This window comes from Chryseobacterium camelliae (assembly GCF_002770595.1).
GTDB classification, from domain to species: domain Bacteria; phylum Bacteroidota; class Bacteroidia; order Flavobacteriales; family Weeksellaceae; genus Chryseobacterium; species Chryseobacterium camelliae.
The window spans coordinates 480805-498716 of record NZ_CP022986.1 but is presented as its reverse complement, the minus strand read 5'-3'; the positions used below and the strand labels follow the sequence as shown (position 1 = coordinate 498716).

General features: G+C 42.4%; 20 protein-coding genes. 16 read left to right on the top strand and 4 right to left on the bottom strand.

The window, feature by feature from the left end; translation table 11 throughout:
• Nucleotides 1-9 precede the first annotated feature (9 nt).
• Together purC and purF are read left to right on the top strand one after the other, a co-directional pair.
• Nucleotides 10-732, top strand: a complete 723-nt coding sequence (purC, locus tag CGB83_RS02260; RefSeq protein ID WP_100074320.1) for a phosphoribosylaminoimidazolesuccinocarboxamide synthase — start codon at nt 10-12, stop codon at nt 730-732.
• 131 nt (nt 733-863) lie between these two features.
• Nucleotides 864-2357, top strand: a complete 1494-nt coding sequence (purF, locus tag CGB83_RS02255) for an amidophosphoribosyltransferase (RefSeq protein ID WP_100074319.1) — start codon at nt 864-866, stop codon at nt 2355-2357.
• Between the two features lie 98 nt (nt 2358-2455).
• Here purF and CGB83_RS02250 read toward each other — a convergent pair whose 3' ends face one another.
• The 3 genes from CGB83_RS02250 to aroB form a co-directional block, all read right to left on the bottom strand.
• Nucleotides 2456-3169, bottom strand: a complete 714-nt coding sequence (locus CGB83_RS02250; RefSeq protein ID WP_100074318.1) for a porin family protein — start codon at nt 3167-3169, stop codon at nt 2456-2458.
• Between the two features lie 226 nt (nt 3170-3395).
• A complete protein-coding gene (locus tag CGB83_RS02245; RefSeq protein WP_100074317.1) occupies nt 3396-4037 on the bottom strand; it encodes a porin family protein in 642 nt (213 codons plus the stop codon).
• 239 nt (nt 4038-4276) lie between these two features.
• The gene (gene aroB / locus CGB83_RS02240; RefSeq protein WP_100074316.1) at nt 4277-5323 is read right to left on the bottom strand and encodes a 3-dehydroquinate synthase; all 1047 of its coding nucleotides are present in this window, start codon (nt 5321-5323) and stop codon (nt 4277-4279) included.
• Between the two features lie 102 nt (nt 5324-5425).
• Between aroB and CGB83_RS02235 the strand changes: the two genes are divergently transcribed.
• Nucleotides 5426-6607, top strand: coding sequence for a pseudouridine synthase (locus CGB83_RS02235; RefSeq protein WP_228420059.1), 1182 nt, complete (start codon nt 5426-5428; stop codon nt 6605-6607).
• A 238-nt stretch (nt 6608-6845) separates the two neighbouring features.
• Here the strand turns inward: CGB83_RS02235 and pncA are convergent, their stop codons facing one another.
• Complete coding sequence (gene pncA, locus CGB83_RS02230; RefSeq protein ID WP_100074315.1) at nt 6846-7451, bottom strand: bifunctional nicotinamidase/pyrazinamidase; 606 nt, start codon at nt 7449-7451, stop codon at nt 6846-6848.
• Nucleotides 7452-7596: 145 nt separating this feature from the next.
• On the opposite strand from pncA, the gene CGB83_RS02225 reads away from it, so the two are divergent.
• The 13 genes from CGB83_RS02225 (at nt 7597) to CGB83_RS02165 (ending at nt 17911) form a co-directional block, all read left to right on the top strand.
• Nucleotides 7597-8133 carry a YfiT family bacillithiol transferase gene (locus CGB83_RS02225; protein WP_100074314.1) on the top strand — a complete coding sequence of 179 codons (537 nt, stop codon included), beginning with the start codon at nt 7597-7599 and terminating at the stop codon, nt 8131-8133.
• Nucleotides 8124-8588, top strand: coding sequence for a DUF1569 domain-containing protein (locus CGB83_RS02220; protein ID WP_100074313.1), 465 nt, complete (start codon nt 8124-8126; stop codon nt 8586-8588). The genes CGB83_RS02225 and CGB83_RS02220 overlap by 10 nt, the downstream gene beginning before the upstream one ends.
• Nucleotides 8585-8962 (top strand): bacillithiol system redox-active protein YtxJ, encoded by a 378-nt coding sequence (gene ytxJ / locus CGB83_RS02215; protein ID WP_100074312.1) that lies wholly within the window; start codon nt 8585-8587, stop codon nt 8960-8962. The genes CGB83_RS02220 and ytxJ overlap by 4 nt, the downstream gene beginning before the upstream one ends.
• On the top strand, nt 8962-9552 hold the full coding sequence (locus CGB83_RS02210) for a Crp/Fnr family transcriptional regulator (RefSeq protein WP_100074311.1): 591 nt from the start codon (nt 8962-8964) through the stop codon (nt 9550-9552). Before ytxJ ends, CGB83_RS02210 begins: the two co-directional genes overlap by 1 nt.
• A gap of 576 nt (nt 9553-10128) precedes the next feature.
• Complete coding sequence (locus CGB83_RS02205) at nt 10129-10725, top strand: Crp/Fnr family transcriptional regulator (protein WP_100074310.1); 597 nt, start codon at nt 10129-10131, stop codon at nt 10723-10725.
• A 191-nt stretch (nt 10726-10916) separates the two neighbouring features.
• Complete coding sequence (locus CGB83_RS02200) at nt 10917-11723, top strand: KGG domain-containing protein (RefSeq protein WP_100074309.1); 807 nt, start codon at nt 10917-10919, stop codon at nt 11721-11723.
• 72 nt (nt 11724-11795) lie between these two features.
• On the top strand, nt 11796-12407 hold the full coding sequence (locus tag CGB83_RS02195) for a ferritin-like domain-containing protein (protein ID WP_100074308.1): 612 nt from the start codon (nt 11796-11798) through the stop codon (nt 12405-12407).
• Nucleotides 12408-12423: 16 nt separating this feature from the next.
• Nucleotides 12424-12780: a hypothetical protein gene (locus tag CGB83_RS02190; RefSeq protein WP_100074307.1), complete on the top strand. Its 357-nt coding sequence runs from the start codon at nt 12424-12426 to the stop codon at nt 12778-12780.
• 17 nt (nt 12781-12797) lie between these two features.
• Nucleotides 12798-13163, top strand: a complete 366-nt coding sequence (locus tag CGB83_RS02185; protein ID WP_100074306.1) for a hypothetical protein — start codon at nt 12798-12800, stop codon at nt 13161-13163.
• A 57-nt stretch (nt 13164-13220) separates the two neighbouring features.
• The gene (locus tag CGB83_RS02180; RefSeq protein WP_100074305.1) at nt 13221-15356 is read left to right on the top strand and encodes a catalase; all 2136 of its coding nucleotides are present in this window, start codon (nt 13221-13223) and stop codon (nt 15354-15356) included.
• A gap of 36 nt (nt 15357-15392) precedes the next feature.
• Complete coding sequence (locus tag CGB83_RS02175) at nt 15393-16559, top strand: zinc-dependent alcohol dehydrogenase (protein ID WP_100074304.1); 1167 nt, start codon at nt 15393-15395, stop codon at nt 16557-16559.
• A 48-nt stretch (nt 16560-16607) separates the two neighbouring features.
• Nucleotides 16608-17108, top strand: a complete 501-nt coding sequence (locus CGB83_RS02170; RefSeq protein WP_100074303.1) for a CinA family protein — start codon at nt 16608-16610, stop codon at nt 17106-17108.
• Nucleotides 17109-17113: 5 nt separating this feature from the next.
• Nucleotides 17114-17911 carry an SDR family NAD(P)-dependent oxidoreductase gene (locus tag CGB83_RS02165; RefSeq protein ID WP_100074302.1) on the top strand — a complete coding sequence of 266 codons (798 nt, stop codon included), beginning with the start codon at nt 17114-17116 and terminating at the stop codon, nt 17909-17911.
• The last annotated feature ends 1 nt before the right edge of the window (nt 17912 follow it).

Genomic DNA, 17912 nt, shown 5'->3' with positions numbered 1-17912 from the left:
AGTAAAATTATGAGTCAAAAAAAAGAAATGTTGTATGAAGGTAAAGCAAAACAGGTATTTGCTACTGATAATCCTGATGAAGTAATCGTACGCTTCAAAGACGATGCTACAGCATTTAACGCTCAGAAGAAAGGACAGGTGGATCTGAAAGGGGAAATGAACAATGCCATCACAACTTTGATTTTTGAATACTTAAATGCCAAAGGAGTTAAAACCCATTTCATCAAGCAGCTTGATGAGAGAGAGCAGCTGGTAAAAAAAGTATCTATCATTCCATTGGAAATGGTAGTAAGGAACTATTCTGCCGGAAGTATGGCTCAGAGGCTGGGTGTGGAAGAAGGAATCAAGTCGCCGGTAACCATATTCGATATCTGTTATAAGAAAGATGAATTGGGGGATCCGCTGATCAATGACCACCATGCCGTTTTCCTGGGTGCTGCTACCTATGAGGAACTTGCCGAGATGTACCAGCTTACCGGACAGATCAATGAAATCCTGATCGATCTTTTTGACCAGATCAACATTATCCTGGTAGATTTTAAAATTGAATTAGGTAAAACTTCAGACGGACAGATCATCCTTGCAGATGAAATCTCTCCGGATACCTGCAGGTTGTGGGATAAAGATACCATGAAAAAACTGGACAAAGACCGTTTCAGAAGGGATCTTGGGGAAGTAACGGAAGCCTATGTGGAGATTTACAACAGGCTGAAAAATCTGTTGGCTCAATAATCTGGTACCCATACGGATATAACAGCTGATCTTCAGCACCGAACGGACCCGTTCATCAAACAAAATTAAATTTGAAGTTAACTTAGCCGCCGTTGAGGCATCTAATATGTAACTTCTAACATATAGAAAAAATGGAAAGTTTAGACATTCATAAAAGTGAATATTTAAAACAGTTTAAAGATCAGCCTTACGGACGGAATCTTTTCAGGACTCAGGAAGAGGAGAGACTGGATGCCCCTAATGAAGAATGCGGGATCTTCGGAATGTATTCGGATAATGATCTTGATACATTTTCCCTCTCACAATTCGGGCTCTTTGCACTACAGCACAGAGGCCAGGAAGCCTGTGGTATTTCGGTTTTAAAAAACGGAAGAATTACCAACCTGAAAGATGAAGGCCTTGTACTGGATGTTTATAAAGAAATTCAGGACCCTGAAGCCTATATGGGGAACTCTGCCATCGGACATACAAGGTATACAACAGCAGGAGATAAGAAGAAATATAATTTCCAGCCGTTTTTTGCCAAAAATGAATACGACCAGATCATCCTTTCTATTGCCCACAACGGTAACCTGACGAATGCCAAGGAACTTAAAGCAGAACTGGAAGCGGAAGGCGTCGTCTTCCGTGCCACTTCAGACTCTGAAGTAATCCTGAGACTGATCCAGAAAAACCTTGACCTCGGACTTCGCGCTGCAATTAAAATCACCATGGAAAAAATCCAGGGTGCCTATTCCGTGGTAGGGATGACGAGGAATAAATTTTTTGCGTTCAGGGATTTCAACGGGATCCGTCCTCTGGTTTTAGGAGCGATTGATGAGAAATCATATGTGGTTGCTTCTGAATCCGTAGCGCTGGATGCGGTAGGAGCTCAGTACGTACGTGACATTTTACCGGGAGAAATCATTTACACCAATGAAAATGAACCGGGTAAACTGCATTCTTATATGGTGAGCGAAAAAGGGCGGCAGAGGATATGTTCATTTGAATATATTTATTTTGCCAGGCCCGATTCCACCCTGGAGAACATCAATGTATATGAAATCCGGGAGAAATCCGGGGAGAAAATCTGGCACCAGGCACCGGTGGAAGCTGATGTGGTAATCGGAGTTCCGGACTCCGGCGTTCCTGCGGCAATCGGTTTTTCCAAAGCATCAGGAATACCGTTCCGGCCTGTCCTGATTAAGAACAGGTATATCGGAAGGAGCTTTATCGTTCCGACCCAGGAAATGAGGGAAAGGGTAGTCAACCTGAAGCTGAATCCTATTATTTCTGAGATCAAAGATAAAAGGGTGGTTATCATTGATGATTCCATCGTACGGGGTACCACTTCCAAAAGGCTTGTTAAAATCCTTAAGGAAGCCGGCGTCAAAGAAATCCACTTCAGAAGTGTATCGCCGCCGATTATCGCACCATGTTACCTTGGAATCGATACTCCGTCAAAAGATGACCTGATTTCCGCCAATATGACCACGGAAGAACTTAGAGATTATCTGGGCGTAGATTCTCTTGAATTCCTGAGCACGGATAACCTGAAGGAAATCCTGGGATCTTCAGACCACTGCTTCGGATGCTTTACAGAAAAGTATCCGGTAGGAAAAGGAGAGGAAGTTGAACTTTTTTAAAACCTGATTCAGGTTGATGATAATAATTAAAATCCGGATCTGCAAAATAGGCAGATCCGGATTTTTATAAAAGGTTAATTGGGTATCTTTAGAGTTGATTAGAATTTATAATTTAATCCTAACTGGAATACTCTGTTGGTATTCGGGTTTTGTCCTACAGGAGTATCTTTGTAGATATGGGTAAGACTGTTCACATATCTTGCATTGACTCCTAAATGATCCGTAAAGTAATATCCCAGTCCAAGTCCCAAGCCAAAGTTAAAACGCTGGATGGCATCCTTATCTATATCTCTGGATGCAGACTGGATTTGTGTGGTGGTTATTCCGTTGGTTGTGGATGAAACCATGGATTCACCCTTATCTTTACCGTTGATAAAATAACTGAATTCAGGGCCTGCTTCAAAATAAAAATTATCTGTAGGTTTAAACTGAACCATTAAAGGCACTGAAATGTAATTCAGGGTAGTGCTTACGTTCTGCTCTGTTTTTACTGTAGTATTTCCACTCTGCACTTCAGAGGAAGTCAGAACACTTTTAGCACCCATCTGGTTGTACAAAACTTCCGGCTGCAATGCGAATTGTTTGGCAAGGGGAATATTGACGAAAACACCTGCATTAAATCCTAACTTCTGATTTTTGGTATTCAGTTGCTGTTCGCTGAACTGGGATGCATTGGCTGCTCCTTTAATACCGAATCTTACCGGCTCTTTTTCTTTCAGGGTAGACATAACGGCTACCGTAGTAGTAGTTGTTTCCTGTGCATAGGTAACAGCACCGGCCATCACAGCCAGTCCTAGAAATAACTTCTTCATAATTTTACGTTTAAATTTTACTATTTGAAAATGTGTGATATCAATCACACCGGGTATATTTTGCAAAAGACTTGCCAAAATGCTTTCTGAATGAGCTTTTTAAGGGTTTTTTAAGAAACTACCCTGTTATCATTATGCTCTGCATTTTATCTAAAAAAAGCCCAGGCTTACGAATAAACCTGAGCCTTATTGAAATCAAAATTCTTTAAATTTCTGTATTCTGCAATTAGAATTTAAATGCTAATCCTACTTGGAACACATTATTTCTGATCGCATCTGAATTGCTTGGTCTGTCTTTAGCAATATCTGTAAGACCTGCTACATATCTTGCGGTAATTCCTATATTAGGCGTGAAATAATACCCAGCACCTAATCCAAGACCAAAGTTAAATCCACTAAGCTGGTCTTTATAGTTACCAGATTCAGTAATGGTATTGTTATTGGTCTCATTTTTAAGCTTATTTTTTGCATTCACTAAGAACCCGAATTCAGGACCAGCTTCTACATAAAGGTTAGGAATGAAGTTATACTGGAACATTACAGGTACTGTAATATAATCGAGATTTCTTGCATAAGAATATCTGTTTCCTGCGATAACTCTGTCATATTTATCCCCATATTGAGAATATAAAACTTCCGGCTGGATGCTGAATGATTCAGCTACTGGAATGTTGGCGAATACACCTGCATTGAATCCGATTTTAGACCCCTGATCTTCAAGACCTCCATCATTAGTGATTGAAGATACGTTCATACCAGCCTTAATACCGAATGCTACAGGAGATCCTGACATCGACGAGTTAGAAGTTGTCTGAGCAAATGCTAAAGATCCTGCTGTGATAGCTAATCCTAAAATTACTTTTTTCATGACCTAAATTTTTAATATTTACTATTTCTCTAATTTTAAATTTTACTCTTGTCCTTTTGGACGAACAGTATCTTTCAAATTGCTTGCCAAAATCGGTTTTCATGATAAATATCACGTGTTTTTGAGCCTGAAATATAAAAATTTTTATGCTTAAATAACTGAATATAATACAGTTATAACCAATACGGCTATAGAGTCAATAAAATTGGGTTTTTAGAGGATTTTTATGCTTTAAAATGTCAGATATTATTCATTTCACGATAGAATTTCAATGCCATTCTGATCATCTTTTCATCGCATTGATAGTCAAAATTGCATGAACCTATACTGGTAAGCAATGAAAAATTGATCCTGCGGTCTGTATTTTTCTTGTCATTTAACAGAAGTGATAGAATAGCCTCATCATCAAAATCACTGATGTCCAGGTAAGTGTAATATTTTTTTAATGCATCAATGATGATATCGGATTCTTCCTCTGAGATCAGTCCTTCCTGATAAGAAAGATACGCTTCACAGATCATGCCGGCGGCTACCGCCTCGCCGTGCAGTACCGGATTTCCCTGCTCCAGGCATAGACTTTCGATGGCGTGGCCTATAGTATGCCCGAAGTTCAGCGTTTTCCTGATGTTTTTTTCCTGAAAGTCTTTATTCACGAAATCCTGTTTGATGTCCATGGAAGTCTGGATATACGGGATCAGCGACTCACTGTCCGGTTTGCTCAGCTGGGTAAGTTCATTCCAGTGGATTTTATCGGCAATCAGTCCGTGCTTAAGCATTTCTGCAAAACCGCTTCTCAGTTCTTTGAAAGGAAGGGTTTCCAGGAATTTAGGATAGACGAAAATCTGTTCGGGAAAGGAAAAAGTCCCTACCATATTTTTGTAATGCATTAGGTCAATGCCTGTTTTGCCCCCTATGGATGCATCACACATGGACAGCAGGGTAGTGGGGATATTGATGAACCGTATGCCACGCTTGTAGGTTGAGGCGACAAATCCGCCCATATCCGTGATAACGCCTCCGCCAAGATTGATGACAAGCGCCTGCCGGTCTGCCTGCATTTCCGTAAGGATTTCCCAGAGCTGGTTGGCCGTCTGCACATTTTTCATTTCTTCACCCGGTTCTACTTCCAGAATTTCAAAGGCAATATCGGTATTCAGGTTTCCCAGCAGTACCGGAAGGCAATATTCATGGACATTTTCATCTGTGAGAATAAAAATTTTACTGAAAGGCTTTTCGAGGAGAAAATCATTCAGCTGGGAGAACTGGTCATCTAGGAATGTTATCATGGGTTCTGTATTTCTTCAGATTATTACTTATAAAAGCTACAAAGTTATGATTCTTAATTTTTAACTCGTAACTAAATTACTATCTTTGCAGAAATTTTTAGAATGAGCAGAGACAATAATAATTCAGAAAAACCGAAAAGACCAAGAATTTCAGCCAGGAAAAGTTCTGAAAGTTCTCGTGGTTCTCAGTCTGGAAATTCTTCAGGACAGAAATCATTTAAAAAACCTTTCCCGAAAGCAGGAGAAAGAAACAGTGAGCATAAAGGCAGCAGCAGCAAGTTCCCGAAGACTTCTTTCAAAAAGCCTCAGGAAAGTTCTGAAAGGAACGACAACTCTGGTGAATCCAAATCTGAGAGCAGATCTTATATCACGCATAAAAGTGAGGAGCGTAAGCAGTTCGGTAATTCCAGATCCGGCGGAAGAGGCGGTAAAAGCTTCGACAGCAGGGACAAATACGAACGCGGCAACCTTAAATTCGGCAAAAAACCTTTCGGTAAAACGGACAGGGATGATGACCGTGCAAAATCTTACATCCAGAAGAGAAAGCTTGATAAAATAAGCAAGGACCTTCATAAAGATACCATCCGTCTGAATAAGTACATCGCTAATTCCGGAATCTGCAGCAGGAGGGAAGCGGATGACCTGATCATCAAGGGCCTTGTAGAAGTAAACGGCCAGGTAGTGACGGAAATGGGATACCAGGTACAGAAAACAGACCGTGTGGTTTTTGACGGACAGAACATTACGCCGGAAAAACCGGTATACGTGCTTTTAAATAAGCCAAAAGGGTATATTTCTACCACCAAAGACGACAAAGCAAGAAAAACGGTAATGGATCTGGTTGCCAACGCATCACCTTACCGCGTATTTCCTGTCGGAAGACTGGACCGCTCCACTACAGGGGTTATCCTGCTGACGAATGACGGGCACATGACCAAGAAACTGACGCACCCTTCTTTCGATATTAAGAAGATCTACCATGTAACGCTGGACAGGAAGCTTTCCGGTGAAGATATGAAGGCTATTGGCGAAGGGATCCGTCTTGAAGAAGGGATAGCCACCGTAGACCAGATTTCCTATATTGAAGGAAAGCCTAAAAATGAAATCGGAATCGAAATCCATATCGGATGGAACCGTGTCATCAGGAGAATATTCCAAAGGCTGGGCTATGAAGTGGAAGCTCTGGACCGGGTGATGTTTGCAGGCCTTACCAAGAAAAATATCAAAAGAGGCCACTGGAGGATTTTGACTGAGCTTGAGGTGAATAACCTTAAAATGCTTTAAGAGTTATGAGTTAAAAGTTATGAGTGATGAGTTAGTTTTCACTTTGTAATTTTATTTCAAAATAGAAGAAACCGCGGGAATTTCCTGCGGTTTTATTTTTTTATAAAGTTGAAAAAATCAGGAGTATTGCAGAAACTCATAACTTGTAACTAAATCTGCACTCTTATTTTTTAGATAACTAAGATTATATAAGGTCTACATAATGATGTGCATTGCAAAAACTCATAACTAAATAAGGTTACCCAAGTACCGTAACCCCTTTCTGGATCATTTCATACAGCGCATCCCTGCCGTTATCCGGTTTTACATTCACTGCTTTGGTCCCGTTGAAGTGCAGGCAGGTTACATAACCATTAGCTACGGCATCCAGGCACGTGAATTTTACGCAGTAATCCATAGCCAGCCCGACAATTTCAAGCAATTGGATGTCATGGTATTTCAGGAAGTCGTCCAATCCGGTTTTCATAAAATGATTATTGTCCTGAAAACCGCTGTAGCTGTCGATTTCGGGATTTTTGCCTTTCTGGATGATGTGGGTTACTTTATCGCGGTTCAGGTCTTTGTGGAATTCTGCCCCGAAAGTGCCCTGCACGCAATGGTCCGGCCACATAAACTGCGGGATGCTGTTCAGGATGATGCTTTCTCCCACTTTTCTGCCGTTATTGCTGGCAAAGCTTTTATGGTTGGCAGGATGCCAGTCCTGGGTAAGGACAATCTGGTCATATTCGTTTTCCTCCATAAGCAGATTGATGTACGGGATAATCTGGTTGGCCTCAGGAACTGCAAGGGCACCCCCTTCGCAGAAATCATTCTGCACATCTACGATGATTAACGCTTTTTTCATATTTAGATTTCTCGAATTTTTGATAAATTTACAAAAACTAACCTCAAAAAATTGTCCAGAAAAGAATAATCGGACAAATCGGCCACTCAGGAAAAATGTGTGCCTTCCGCATGAATAACAGAATAGAGCAATACCATCAGCAACAATGAATGATCTAGAAAAAAAGAAATTTCCTATCGGGCAATTCACTGCACCGGCATCCATTTCAGATGCAGAACTGGAGCAGCATATCAGGGTAATCAAAAATTTTCCCGGCAGGCTGAAAAACCTGATTGAGGATTTCAGCGATGAACAACTGGATACCCAGTACCGGCCGGGGGGCTGGACGGTGAGGCAGCTGGTTAACCACCTTGCAGACAGCCATGCCAACAGCTTTATCCGCTTCAAACTGGCGCTTACGGAAGATAATCCGACCATAAAACCTTATGATGAAGCCCGATGGGCCGAACTTCAGGACAGCACGGGAATCTCCGTAAAGCCGGCTATGAGAATGCTCAAAGGCACGCATCAGCGATGGTATTTCCTTCTTAAAACCCTTACCAACCGGCAGTTTGAAAGGACTTTCCATCATCCTGAACATCATGAAGACCATGACCTGAGATATTATCTTGCTTTGTACGTATGGCACTGCAACCATCATTTCGCCCATATTGAGAATCTGAAACGAGACCAATGCTGGTAAAGAAAAGCCTGCATGATCCTGCCTGTTTCAGAGAATTGATCAGCAGGATTTCATGTTTAACAGAAGAGTCAGAAGCACAATGGGGTAAAATGGATGTCTCCCAGATGATGAGGCATTGTGACCTGGTCCTTCAGATTCCTCTGTATAAGATAAATCTTCCCGAAATTAACCCGATTTTCAGGACAATAGGCAAGGTCACTAAATATGAAATGAAAATTTTTAATAACGGAATTCCGAGAAATATGCCCACTTTTCAAAAACTAATCGTTAATTTTGAATGTGACTTTAAGGAATCGAAAGAAAACCTGCTGAAAACCATGAAAGAATATCTGACTGCATATGACCACAAGCGTCTGCCGGGCCGGCATATTCTTTTCGGCAGCATGACCACTGAAGACTGGGGCTTTCTGGAATTTAAACATCTCGACCATCACCTTAAACAATTCGACGTATGAGCTTTTTTAATAAAATATTCGGCGGTAATGAAGATAAGCCGGAAACAAAATCATTCTGGAAACCGATAGAATCTGAACAGGAACTGGCCGAAGCCATTGAACAGTCCCATCATAAAAAGATCGCAATCTTCAAGCACTCCACCAGCTGTTTCATCAGTAAAACGGTGTTGAGGAACTTTGAAAAAGAAATAGCCGAGGCAGCACCCGATGCAGAACTGTATTACCTGGACCTGCTGGCATACAGGCCGATTTCAAATAAGATTGCGGAGGATTTCGGCATCACGCATCAAAGCCCGCAGCTGATTGTTATTGAACATGGGAAAGCTTTAAATAATGCTTCCCACCAAAGTATATCTATAAGCCAACTTGACTGATGGACAATATTAATGCTTACCTCGCCAGGGTACTGGAAGTCCCTTTAGAGAAGGTCAATATGTGCAGCCTGCACTATGAGAGCAGGAAGGTTTCCAAGAACCAGTTTCTCCTGGAGTACGGTGAAATATGCAGGAATATATATTTCGTTGAAAAAGGGTTGCTGAAAATGTATTCTATCGATAAAAACGGTAAGGAGCACATCATACAGTTTGCACCGGAAAGCTGGCTGATTTCCGACCGGAGCAGCCTCTACTTCAATGAAAAATCAATCTACTATATAGAAGCCGTAGAAGATTCTGAGGTTTTATTCCTGCATCCTGATTTTTTCAGCCGGCTGGTAGAACAGTTCCCGAACAGCATTGAAAAGAGTGACATTATTGCCCAGAAACATATCAGGAGCCTTCAGGACAGGATCAATTCCTTATTGGGAGAGACCGCTGAAGAACGGTATCTGAAGTTCATCAGAATGTATCCTGATCTACTTTTACGGGTTCCGCAATGGATGATAGCCTCGTACCTTGGCATTACGCCTGAGAGCTTAAGCCGTGTAAGGAAAGAACTGGCACGGAAGAATTTTGTTCCGGATTAAAGAAATATCATCATATATTCATATAAGCAGAGTTATATACTCTGTTTTTTTTTGTGTTAAAATTTCATATTTTTAGCTGGTTAGCCTTAAAATTATGTTATATAACAGGATTTTATGATTTAGGTCATAAATATTAAATAGGGGTTTTTATACATTTGAAATACACCATCAAATTAAATATTATGAAATATACAATATCATTCATTCCACATGAGGATATAGCTGCCCGGAATACCTGTCTTCATAATCAGGATCATTTCTTTATACCAGTATCTTTCGATATTCAGAAAATTGATAGTTTCTAGTTGAATAACAGACTAATTATGCAACAATCTGACATATGATTCGTCCAGTGTGAAAAACATACGGACGTGGTAAGATATTAGTTAATAAATAAACTAAATATTTATTTTTAATTAAAAATATAAATATTTATATACTTAAAAATTTATTTATTTAACAATATTTAACGATTTTATGCATAACTGACGGTTCGATATTTGTATGTGTTTTTATGTATTTCCCAATGAATTTACTTTAACATTAAGTAAATGATGCACAACTAAAAGTAAAGCTATGGTTATTCAAGAAGAGATATTATATTCAATGGGAGCTACTGCAAAAGACTATGGTCCTTCGGAATTCATTTTTAATGAAGGTGAGCAGCCCAATTATTACTACCAGATTATAAGCGGAGAGATTAAGCTTAACAATTATAATGAAGACGGCAAGGAATTCATTCAGGATATCCTGGCTGCCGGCCAGAGTTGCGGCGAAAGCATTCTTTTTATTGACAAGCCCTATCCGATGAACGCTGAAACCATTACAGACTGTAAGGTAATCAGGCTTAAAAAGGCTGCCTTCTTTAGCCTTCTGAATGAATCTCCAAAATTATGCCTGGAAATAAGCAATGTCATTTCACAGGGTTTGTACCACAAGTTTATCATGATGCAAAACATTTCCTCCCAGAATCCTACCACCAGGCTGAAAGGGCTGATGGATTACCTGAAAAGTTTCGAGAGTGACAAAAAGCCTTATTCATTTATGGTTCCTTTAACCAGAAAACAAATGGCCAGCCTCACCGGATTATGTGTAGAAACAGCTATAAGGACTATCAAGGCCATGGAGAAAAATAACATCTTGAAAATACAGGGCCGCAAAATTTTATATTAAACAGGCTCCATTATGACTGAAGTCATAATAGTGTGAATTATTTGTCTGCTATATTTGAAATAGAACATTACTTCATATTCCCTCACCCGGTATCGGGAAATTAATTCATTTTAAACCAAATCTATTGCCGTCTCATACTAGTCACGGACTGCAATAACCATCACTTAATATTAATACTAAAAAATTCAGTTATGAACAACAGAAATTCAAACAATCGTGGTTCAAGAGGCAATTCCAACGCATCAGACAGTTTCGAGGAAATTTACCAGCTAGGCTATGAGCATGGGTACGAAGACGGATCCAATGATGAAGAATATGATGACGATTTTTCAGATTATGAAGATGACTTTGACAACAGCTATGACGACGGAGATTATGATGATGAGGACTACGATGATGAAGATTATGACGACGAAGACTATGATGATGAGGATTATGACGATGAAGACGATGAAGATGACAATGGCAGCAGGGGCAGAGGAAGAGGAAACCAGCAGAGAGATAATCAGGGAAGATTCACATCCGGTGGCGGCAGAGGAGGTTCCAGAGGCCGTTCAGGTTCAGGATCGGGATCAGGAGGATCAAGGTCCGGCAGCGGCAGAGGAAGGTCTTCTTCATCCGGTAACGGATCTTCCAGGAGAGGTTTTGCTTCGATGAGCAAAGCTGAAAGAACAAGAATTGCCCGTATGGGCGGACAGGCTTCCCACAGAGGATCAGGATCAGGAAACAGCGGTTCCGGAAATTCGGGCCGTGGATCAGGTTCAGGATCAGGAAGGGGAAGATCGGGATCCAATGGTAATTCAGGACGCGGTTCCAATTCCGGCAACGGAGGTTCAGGCAGGGGATCGAATTCAGGATCCGGTTCTTCAGGAAGAGGTTTTGCTTCCATGAGCAAAGCTGAGCGTACCAGAATTGCCCGTATGGGAGGCCAGGCTTCCCATGGAGGCGGAAGATCTTCAGGCAGATCAGGATTCGGAGGCAGACGTAATAATTCATAATTCTATTTAAACGATTACCTCTTTACTATTTTTAAAGAGGTAATCTTTATCCATCAAACACCACTTCACATTATGGCAACTAAAACAACAGATACTAACACCACAGCCGGCAGCAATTCTCCTGCAACGGCATCTTCAAAAAAAACAACACAGGTAGACAATGCAACGGTCAATGAAGACAAAATGAAAAACTCACCGCTGCATAAATTCTTTTTGAGCGCCCTGAAAGATATTTATTTCGCAGAAAATGCGATTATCGAAGCACTGGGAAAAATGCAGGAAGCGGCAACCACGGAAGAGCTGAAAGAAGCTTTTGAAGACCATCAGCTTCAAACCCAGAAGCATGTAAGCCGCCTTGAAAAAATATTCAGGCTCCTTGAGGAAACTCCAGAGAAAAAAGAATGCGAGGCCATCAAAGGTATCATCAGGGAAGGTGAGGAAATCATTAAATCAACAGAAGAAGGCAGCATGACCCGTGATGCCGCATTAATCATTGCCGCACAGAAAGTGGAGCATTACGAGATTGCCACCTACGGCGGACTTGCTCAGCTGGCTATTACCATGGGACATGATAAAGTGGCCGACCTTCTGGAAAAAACACTGCAGGAAGAAGAAGATACAGATTACAATCTTACGGACATCGCAGAGACATTCATCAATTTTGATGCAGAACAAGAAGATTAGTTTTACTTAAAGCCATATGGAACAGATTTCTGTTCTGTATGGCTTGTTTTTAACCCTGAATACTTACGGTATGAACTGCCAACAAATAGTAAAAACACTGAAGTCTGAGCATTTTATCCAGGTAAACCATCGGGGAAACTGCTTTGAAAAAGACGCAACCGTATATGCAAAAGAAATAAAGGACCATGTTTTCCTGCTCTTCATTATCCTCAAGGAAACGGATATAGAAAATGTACAGGCGCAGATTGCCTGCTTCGACCGTTTTCAGAATATTGGTTTTGAAGAACCTGAACAGATCATGTTCTGCCTGACCATTAAAAACAAGAAAGACCTCAGGCATTTCGAGACCTTCCTTCACGCATCTGATAACTGATAAACCTGATACACTGTATGATCCCTGAAAACGACGCTTTACCACTTTCCGGACTCCCTGATCAGAAAGATGAATACCAATCTTCATTTCCGGGTACCGTTAACTCCTACGGAGTCACCGCCTTTTTAATCCAGTCCCTGGAAAAAATCAAGGTCAGCACCCACTGTGAGGTGATCAGGGGCGTTATTGATCATTATATTCAAGAATATATCCTGGATGTGGGCAATCATGACCAAACCGGCCTTCCGGATCTGGAAGCAGAAATAAAGATGGATAATCCCTCTTTCTCCCTGTATGCAAAAACCGCCTATCAGAAAGTCCTGAAGGAAGAAGAGTACCGTAACAAAATTATCAGCAAGCTTATTCAGGATGCAGAAAAATAACCTTCTGCAACAGCATAGGCTGATCACCATAACACACCACAAACCATATGAATTGATATGAAAGACTTCACACCAAACAACAAAAAAACCGACCAGCTGGATCAGCACAGCGTATCCAACGAAAACGAAAAACTGACTACCAACCAGGGACTGAAAATCAATAATGATCAGGATTCCCTTACCGCCGGCGACCGTGGCCCTACACTGATGGAAGATTTCATCTTCAGGGAAAAAATGACGCATTTCGATCATGAACGGATTCCTGAGAGAGTCGTTCATGCCCGTGGCTCGGGAGCGCACGGTGTTTTTAAGCTTACCAAAAGCCTTTCAAAATATACGAAAGCTAAATTTCTGACGGATACAGAAAAGGAAACGCCTGTCTTCATCCGTTTTTCAACGGTAGCAGGAAACAGGGGAAGTACCGACCTGGCCAGGGACGTAAGGGGATTTGCCGTAAAATTCTATACTGATGAAGGAAACTATGATCTTGTTGCGAACAATATACCGGTATTCTTTATCCAGGATGCCATCAAATTCCCCGATCTTGTCCATGCCCTGAAGCCGGAGCCGGACAATGAAATCCCGCAGGCAGCTTCTGCCCATGATACATTCTGGGATTTCATCTCGCTGGTGCCGGAAAGCATGCATATGATCATGTGGGTCATGAGTGACAGGTCCATTCCGCGAAGCTACAGGATGATGGAAGGTTTTGGAGTGCATTCTTTCAGGTTTATCAATGATGAAGGTAAGGCACATTTCGTTAAATTCCATTTCAAACCCAGACTTGGGGTCCATTCCGTAGCCTGGGACGAAGCCCAGAAAATTTCAGGGCTTGACCCGGATTTCCACAGACGTGATCTTTGGGAAGCTATTGAGAACGGCCAGTATCCTGAATGGGATTTCGGGGTTCAGGTTATTCCGGAAGAAGATGAAGACCAATTTGATTTTGACCTTCTTGACCCTACCAAAATCATCCCTGAAGAAGTGGTGCCTGTTGAACTGGTAGGAACCATTACCCTGAATAAGAACCCGGATAATTTTTTCTGTGAAACGGAACAGATTGCTTTCCACCCGGGCCATGTCGTTCCCGGAATAGATTTCAGCAATGATCCTCTGTTACAGGGAAGGCTTTTCTCTTATACCGACACGCAGCTGATCAGGCTCGGTTCACCTAATTTCCATGAGATCCCGATTAACCGTTCCGTCAAAACGGTTCACAACAACCAGCGCGAAGGCTACATGAGGCAACAGATTGATAAAGGGAAAGTAAGTTATCATCCCAATTCCATGGGCGGAGGCTGCCCGTTCCAGGCCATGATGTCTGAAGATGGTTTTGCTTCTCACCAGGAAACCGTTTCCGGCCCTAAAGTAAGAAGGAGAAGCAGGAGCTTTGTGGACCATTATTCGCAGGCTAAACTGTTTTACAACAGCCAGTCGGAACCGGAAAAAATGCACCTTCAGAATGCCCTTGTTTTTGAACTGTCGAAAGTAACCATTCCGGCAATCCGCGAAAGGATGGTATCCCAGCTGGCCTATGTTGACCAGGTCCTGGCCGCCAATGTAGCGCAAAAACTGGGGGTTGAAGTACTGGCTCTGGACATGCCAAATCAGAGTATCCCGGCAGATGCTGATCCTGCTACACTGCAGAGCGAGGAAAGAGAGCCGGAAACCAAATATTCGGAAGCATTAAGCATGATGAATACCATCAAAAATACGATCAGCAGCCGTAAAGTAGGTTTTATAATGGCCAACGGGGCTGACGGAGCAGCCGCTAAAGAGCTGATGATTACGCTGGAAGGAAAAGGAGCTGTAGTGGAAATTATAGGAACCAGTGTAGCTCCTATTACTGCGCATGACGGATCTGTATTGGTTCCGAAGCATTCCCTGACCACAACGGGTAGTGTTTGCTTTGATGCCCTGTACATCTGTGCCGGCGAGCAGTCCACTTTACAGCTGATGAACGCCGAAAATAAACACCTTGTGCTGAGCTTCATCAACGATGCCTATAAGCACTGTAAATCCATTTATTTCGGAGAAGGTACAGAGGCTATCTATAACCTCAGCAATCCTTCCATGAGGCAGCATGAAGATCCTGCGATCATTACGTCGGAAGATGCAGACCAGGCAACAAAGTTCATCAATGCCATTGCGAATCACAGGGTCTGGGACCTGGAGCTTGAAAGGAATTCGTAAAGAAAAAGTAAACATCAAACACTAAATAGTAATATTATGAAAGCGGCAGTTTTTCATGCACCTGGCCATATTACATGTGATACGATAGATGATCCGCAGATCCAGGATGCCAATGATATAATTTTAAAAGTAACTTCTACTGCAATATGCGGGAGCGATCTTCATATTTACTCAGGCGGGATTCCTCAGGCACGTCCTATGGTGATGGGCCATGAATTCATGGGGATTGTGGAAGAAACAGGAAAAAATATCACCAACCTAAAAGTTGGCGACCGGGTAGTAGTCCCATTCCCGGTGGCATGCGGAAGCTGCCATTTCTGCCAGAACGACCTTCCTGTAGCCTGTGAACACAGCAATCCTGAATTTTACGGCCCGGAAGGCGGCATTTTCACTGAAAAAGGGGGTGCGCTGTTCGGATATACGGATCTCTATGGAGGATATGACGGCGGACAGGCCCAATATGTGCGGGTTCCTTACGCTCATTTCGGACCGAGGATTGTCCCCGATAACTTAACGGATGAGCAGGTGCTATTCCTTACGGATATCTTCCCGACAGGGTATACCGGCGTTAAATGGGGTGAACTGAAAGGCGGGGAAACCGTAGCTATTTTCGGAGCGGGGCCAGTGGGTTCCATGGCAGTGAAAAGTGCTATCCTTTATAATGCCGGGAAAATTATTGTTGTAGATACCCTGCAATACAGGCTGGACCAGATTAAAAAGCTGACCGGCTGCGAAACCATCCTTTGGGAAGATGCTGAAAGCACCATAGAAAAGATCCGGGACCTGACCCACGGAAGAGGCGCCGATGTCTGTATTGATGCTGTAGGTTTTGAGCCGGAAAGAAACCTTCTGGACAGGGCAAAAGCCGTCGTAAATTTTGAGAAAGGGTCCATTAAGGTTCTTGAAGCCTGTATGAGTGCCGTGAAACGCGGCGGGATTGTTTCCATTGTCGGAGTATACCCGGTGAATTATGACAATTTCAAGCTTGGGCAGATTTTTGACAAAGGAATAACCATCAAGGCAGGCCAGTGTAATGTACATCCGATCATCGATGAGCTTATGGACCATATACAGTCCGGAAGGGTAGTCCTGGATGACATCATTACCCACCGCCTCTCGCTGGATGAAGTATCCAAAGGGTACGAAATTTTCGATAAGAAGGATGACGGCTGCGTAAAAGTAGTCCTTGATCCGTGGAAATAAACCCGTCAGAGAGATCTATCACCCAACAAACCACCTAAATATGATGTTATGGATTTTCAGAAGAATCTTTTAGAATACATAAGCCATTCGCTGATCACAGCTGATCAGAGCGTCTCTGTAGCAGAAAGTGTGACGTCAGGCTTTTTACAGTTAGCCTTTTCACAAATGCCGAATGCCTCCCTATTTTACAGGGGAGGAGTTACGGCGTATGCTTTGTCTGAAAAAGTAAAACTTCTTCAGGTCGACAAACAGGAGGCGGAAGAGTGTGACTGTGTATCAGAAAATATTGCAAAGACTATGGCCCTGAATGTGGCCAGGCTTTTTGAAACCGACTGGTCTATTGCCACTACGGGATACTGCACGCCTAACCGGAGTTCGCTGTATAAAATTTTTGCCTACTACTGTATTTCCTTCAGAGGAGAAGTAGTGGTTACCAAAAAACTTGAGCTTCATCCTAAAACCCAGGCGCTGAATGCACAGCTGTATTATACAGAATTTATCCTGGGCTGCTTTAAGAGTGAGATCAATCAGCTGTTAATTTTAAAATAAACCACATGGAACGTAAAAATGAATATGCTCTGGTTACCGGTGCTACAAGCGGCATCGGGTATGAGCTGGCCAAGCTGCTGGCCAAAAACGGGTATGACCTTGCTATCGTCTCCAGAGATGAGCAGCAACTGAATCACAAGGCAGAAGAATTTAAGTCACTTGGGGCTAGAGTTACCGTCATCTGCAAAGACCTTTTCAGCCAGGATCAGGTATATGAAATATATACTGAGCTGGAAGCGAACGGCATAAGCCCTTCGGTTCTGGTCAATGATGCGGGACAGGGCGCTTACGGTAAATTCATTGACACCGATATACAGAAAGAGATCAATATCGTGAACCTGAATATCCTTTCGGTAATCATACTCACTAAACTCTTTCTGAAAGACCGGATAGCAAAAGGTTCCGGAAAAATCCTCAATCTGGCATCCATAGCCAGCAAGGCACCCGGGCCCTGGCATTCCGTATACCACGGAACCAAAGCATTCGTCCTGTCATGGTCTGAGGCCATCCGCGAAGAGCTGAAAGATACGGGAATCACTGTAACAGCACTTTTGCCTGGTCCTACAGCAACCGACTTTTTCAATAAAGCCGGCATGAACGAAAGCAAGATATTGGAAGATCCGGGCAACCTTTCTTCACCGGAAGAGGTAGCTAAGGACGGCTTCGATGCCCTGATGAACGGTGATGACAAAATAGTTTCAGGAGTAAAAAATAAAATGATGGTTGCCATGACCAATATCACAACAGACAGTATGGCTGCCCACAGAATGTCAGAAATGCAGAAACCAAAAACAGAAAAATAAA

Bases quoted from the DNA above. Each gene is read 5' to 3' on its own strand.
- purF (WP_100074319.1), top strand. From the start codon at position 864: ATGGAAAGTTTAGACATTCATAAAAGTGAATATTTAAAACAGTTTAAA.
- ytxJ (WP_100074312.1), top strand. From the start codon at position 8,585: ATGAGCTTTTTTAATAAAATATTCGGCGGTAATGAAGATAAGCCGGAA.
- CGB83_RS02245 (WP_100074317.1), bottom strand. From the start codon at position 4,037: ATGAAAAAAGTAATTTTAGGATTAGCTATCACAGCAGGATCTTTAGCA.
- CGB83_RS02195 (WP_100074308.1), top strand. From the start codon at position 11,796: ATGGCAACTAAAACAACAGATACTAACACCACAGCCGGCAGCAATTCT.
- CGB83_RS02165 (WP_100074302.1), top strand. From the start codon at position 17,114: ATGGAACGTAAAAATGAATATGCTCTGGTTACCGGTGCTACAAGCGGC.
- CGB83_RS02185 (WP_100074306.1), top strand. From the start codon at position 12,798: ATGATCCCTGAAAACGACGCTTTACCACTTTCCGGACTCCCTGATCAG.
- CGB83_RS02210 (WP_100074311.1), top strand. From the start codon at position 8,962: ATGGACAATATTAATGCTTACCTCGCCAGGGTACTGGAAGTCCCTTTA.
- CGB83_RS02250 (WP_100074318.1), bottom strand. From the start codon at position 3,169: ATGAAGAAGTTATTTCTAGGACTGGCTGTGATGGCCGGTGCTGTTACC.
- aroB (WP_100074316.1), bottom strand. From the start codon at position 5,323: ATGATAACATTCCTAGATGACCAGTTCTCCCAGCTGAATGATTTTCTC.
- CGB83_RS02225 (WP_100074314.1), top strand. From the start codon at position 7,597: ATGAATGATCTAGAAAAAAAGAAATTTCCTATCGGGCAATTCACTGCA.
- CGB83_RS02180 (WP_100074305.1), top strand. From the start codon at position 13,221: ATGAAAGACTTCACACCAAACAACAAAAAAACCGACCAGCTGGATCAG.
- CGB83_RS02190 (WP_100074307.1), top strand. From the start codon at position 12,424: ATGGAACAGATTTCTGTTCTGTATGGCTTGTTTTTAACCCTGAATACT.
- CGB83_RS02205 (WP_100074310.1), top strand. From the start codon at position 10,129: ATGGTTATTCAAGAAGAGATATTATATTCAATGGGAGCTACTGCAAAA.
- CGB83_RS02175 (WP_100074304.1), top strand. From the start codon at position 15,393: ATGAAAGCGGCAGTTTTTCATGCACCTGGCCATATTACATGTGATACG.
- CGB83_RS02235 (WP_228420059.1), top strand. From the start codon at position 5,426: ATGAGCAGAGACAATAATAATTCAGAAAAACCGAAAAGACCAAGAATT.
- CGB83_RS02200 (WP_100074309.1), top strand. From the start codon at position 10,917: ATGAACAACAGAAATTCAAACAATCGTGGTTCAAGAGGCAATTCCAAC.
- CGB83_RS02170 (WP_100074303.1), top strand. From the start codon at position 16,608: ATGGATTTTCAGAAGAATCTTTTAGAATACATAAGCCATTCGCTGATC.
- purC (WP_100074320.1), top strand. From the start codon at position 10: ATGAGTCAAAAAAAAGAAATGTTGTATGAAGGTAAAGCAAAACAGGTA.
- CGB83_RS02220 (WP_100074313.1), top strand. From the start codon at position 8,124: ATGCTGGTAAAGAAAAGCCTGCATGATCCTGCCTGTTTCAGAGAATTG.
- pncA (WP_100074315.1), bottom strand. From the start codon at position 7,451: ATGAAAAAAGCGTTAATCATCGTAGATGTGCAGAATGATTTCTGCGAA.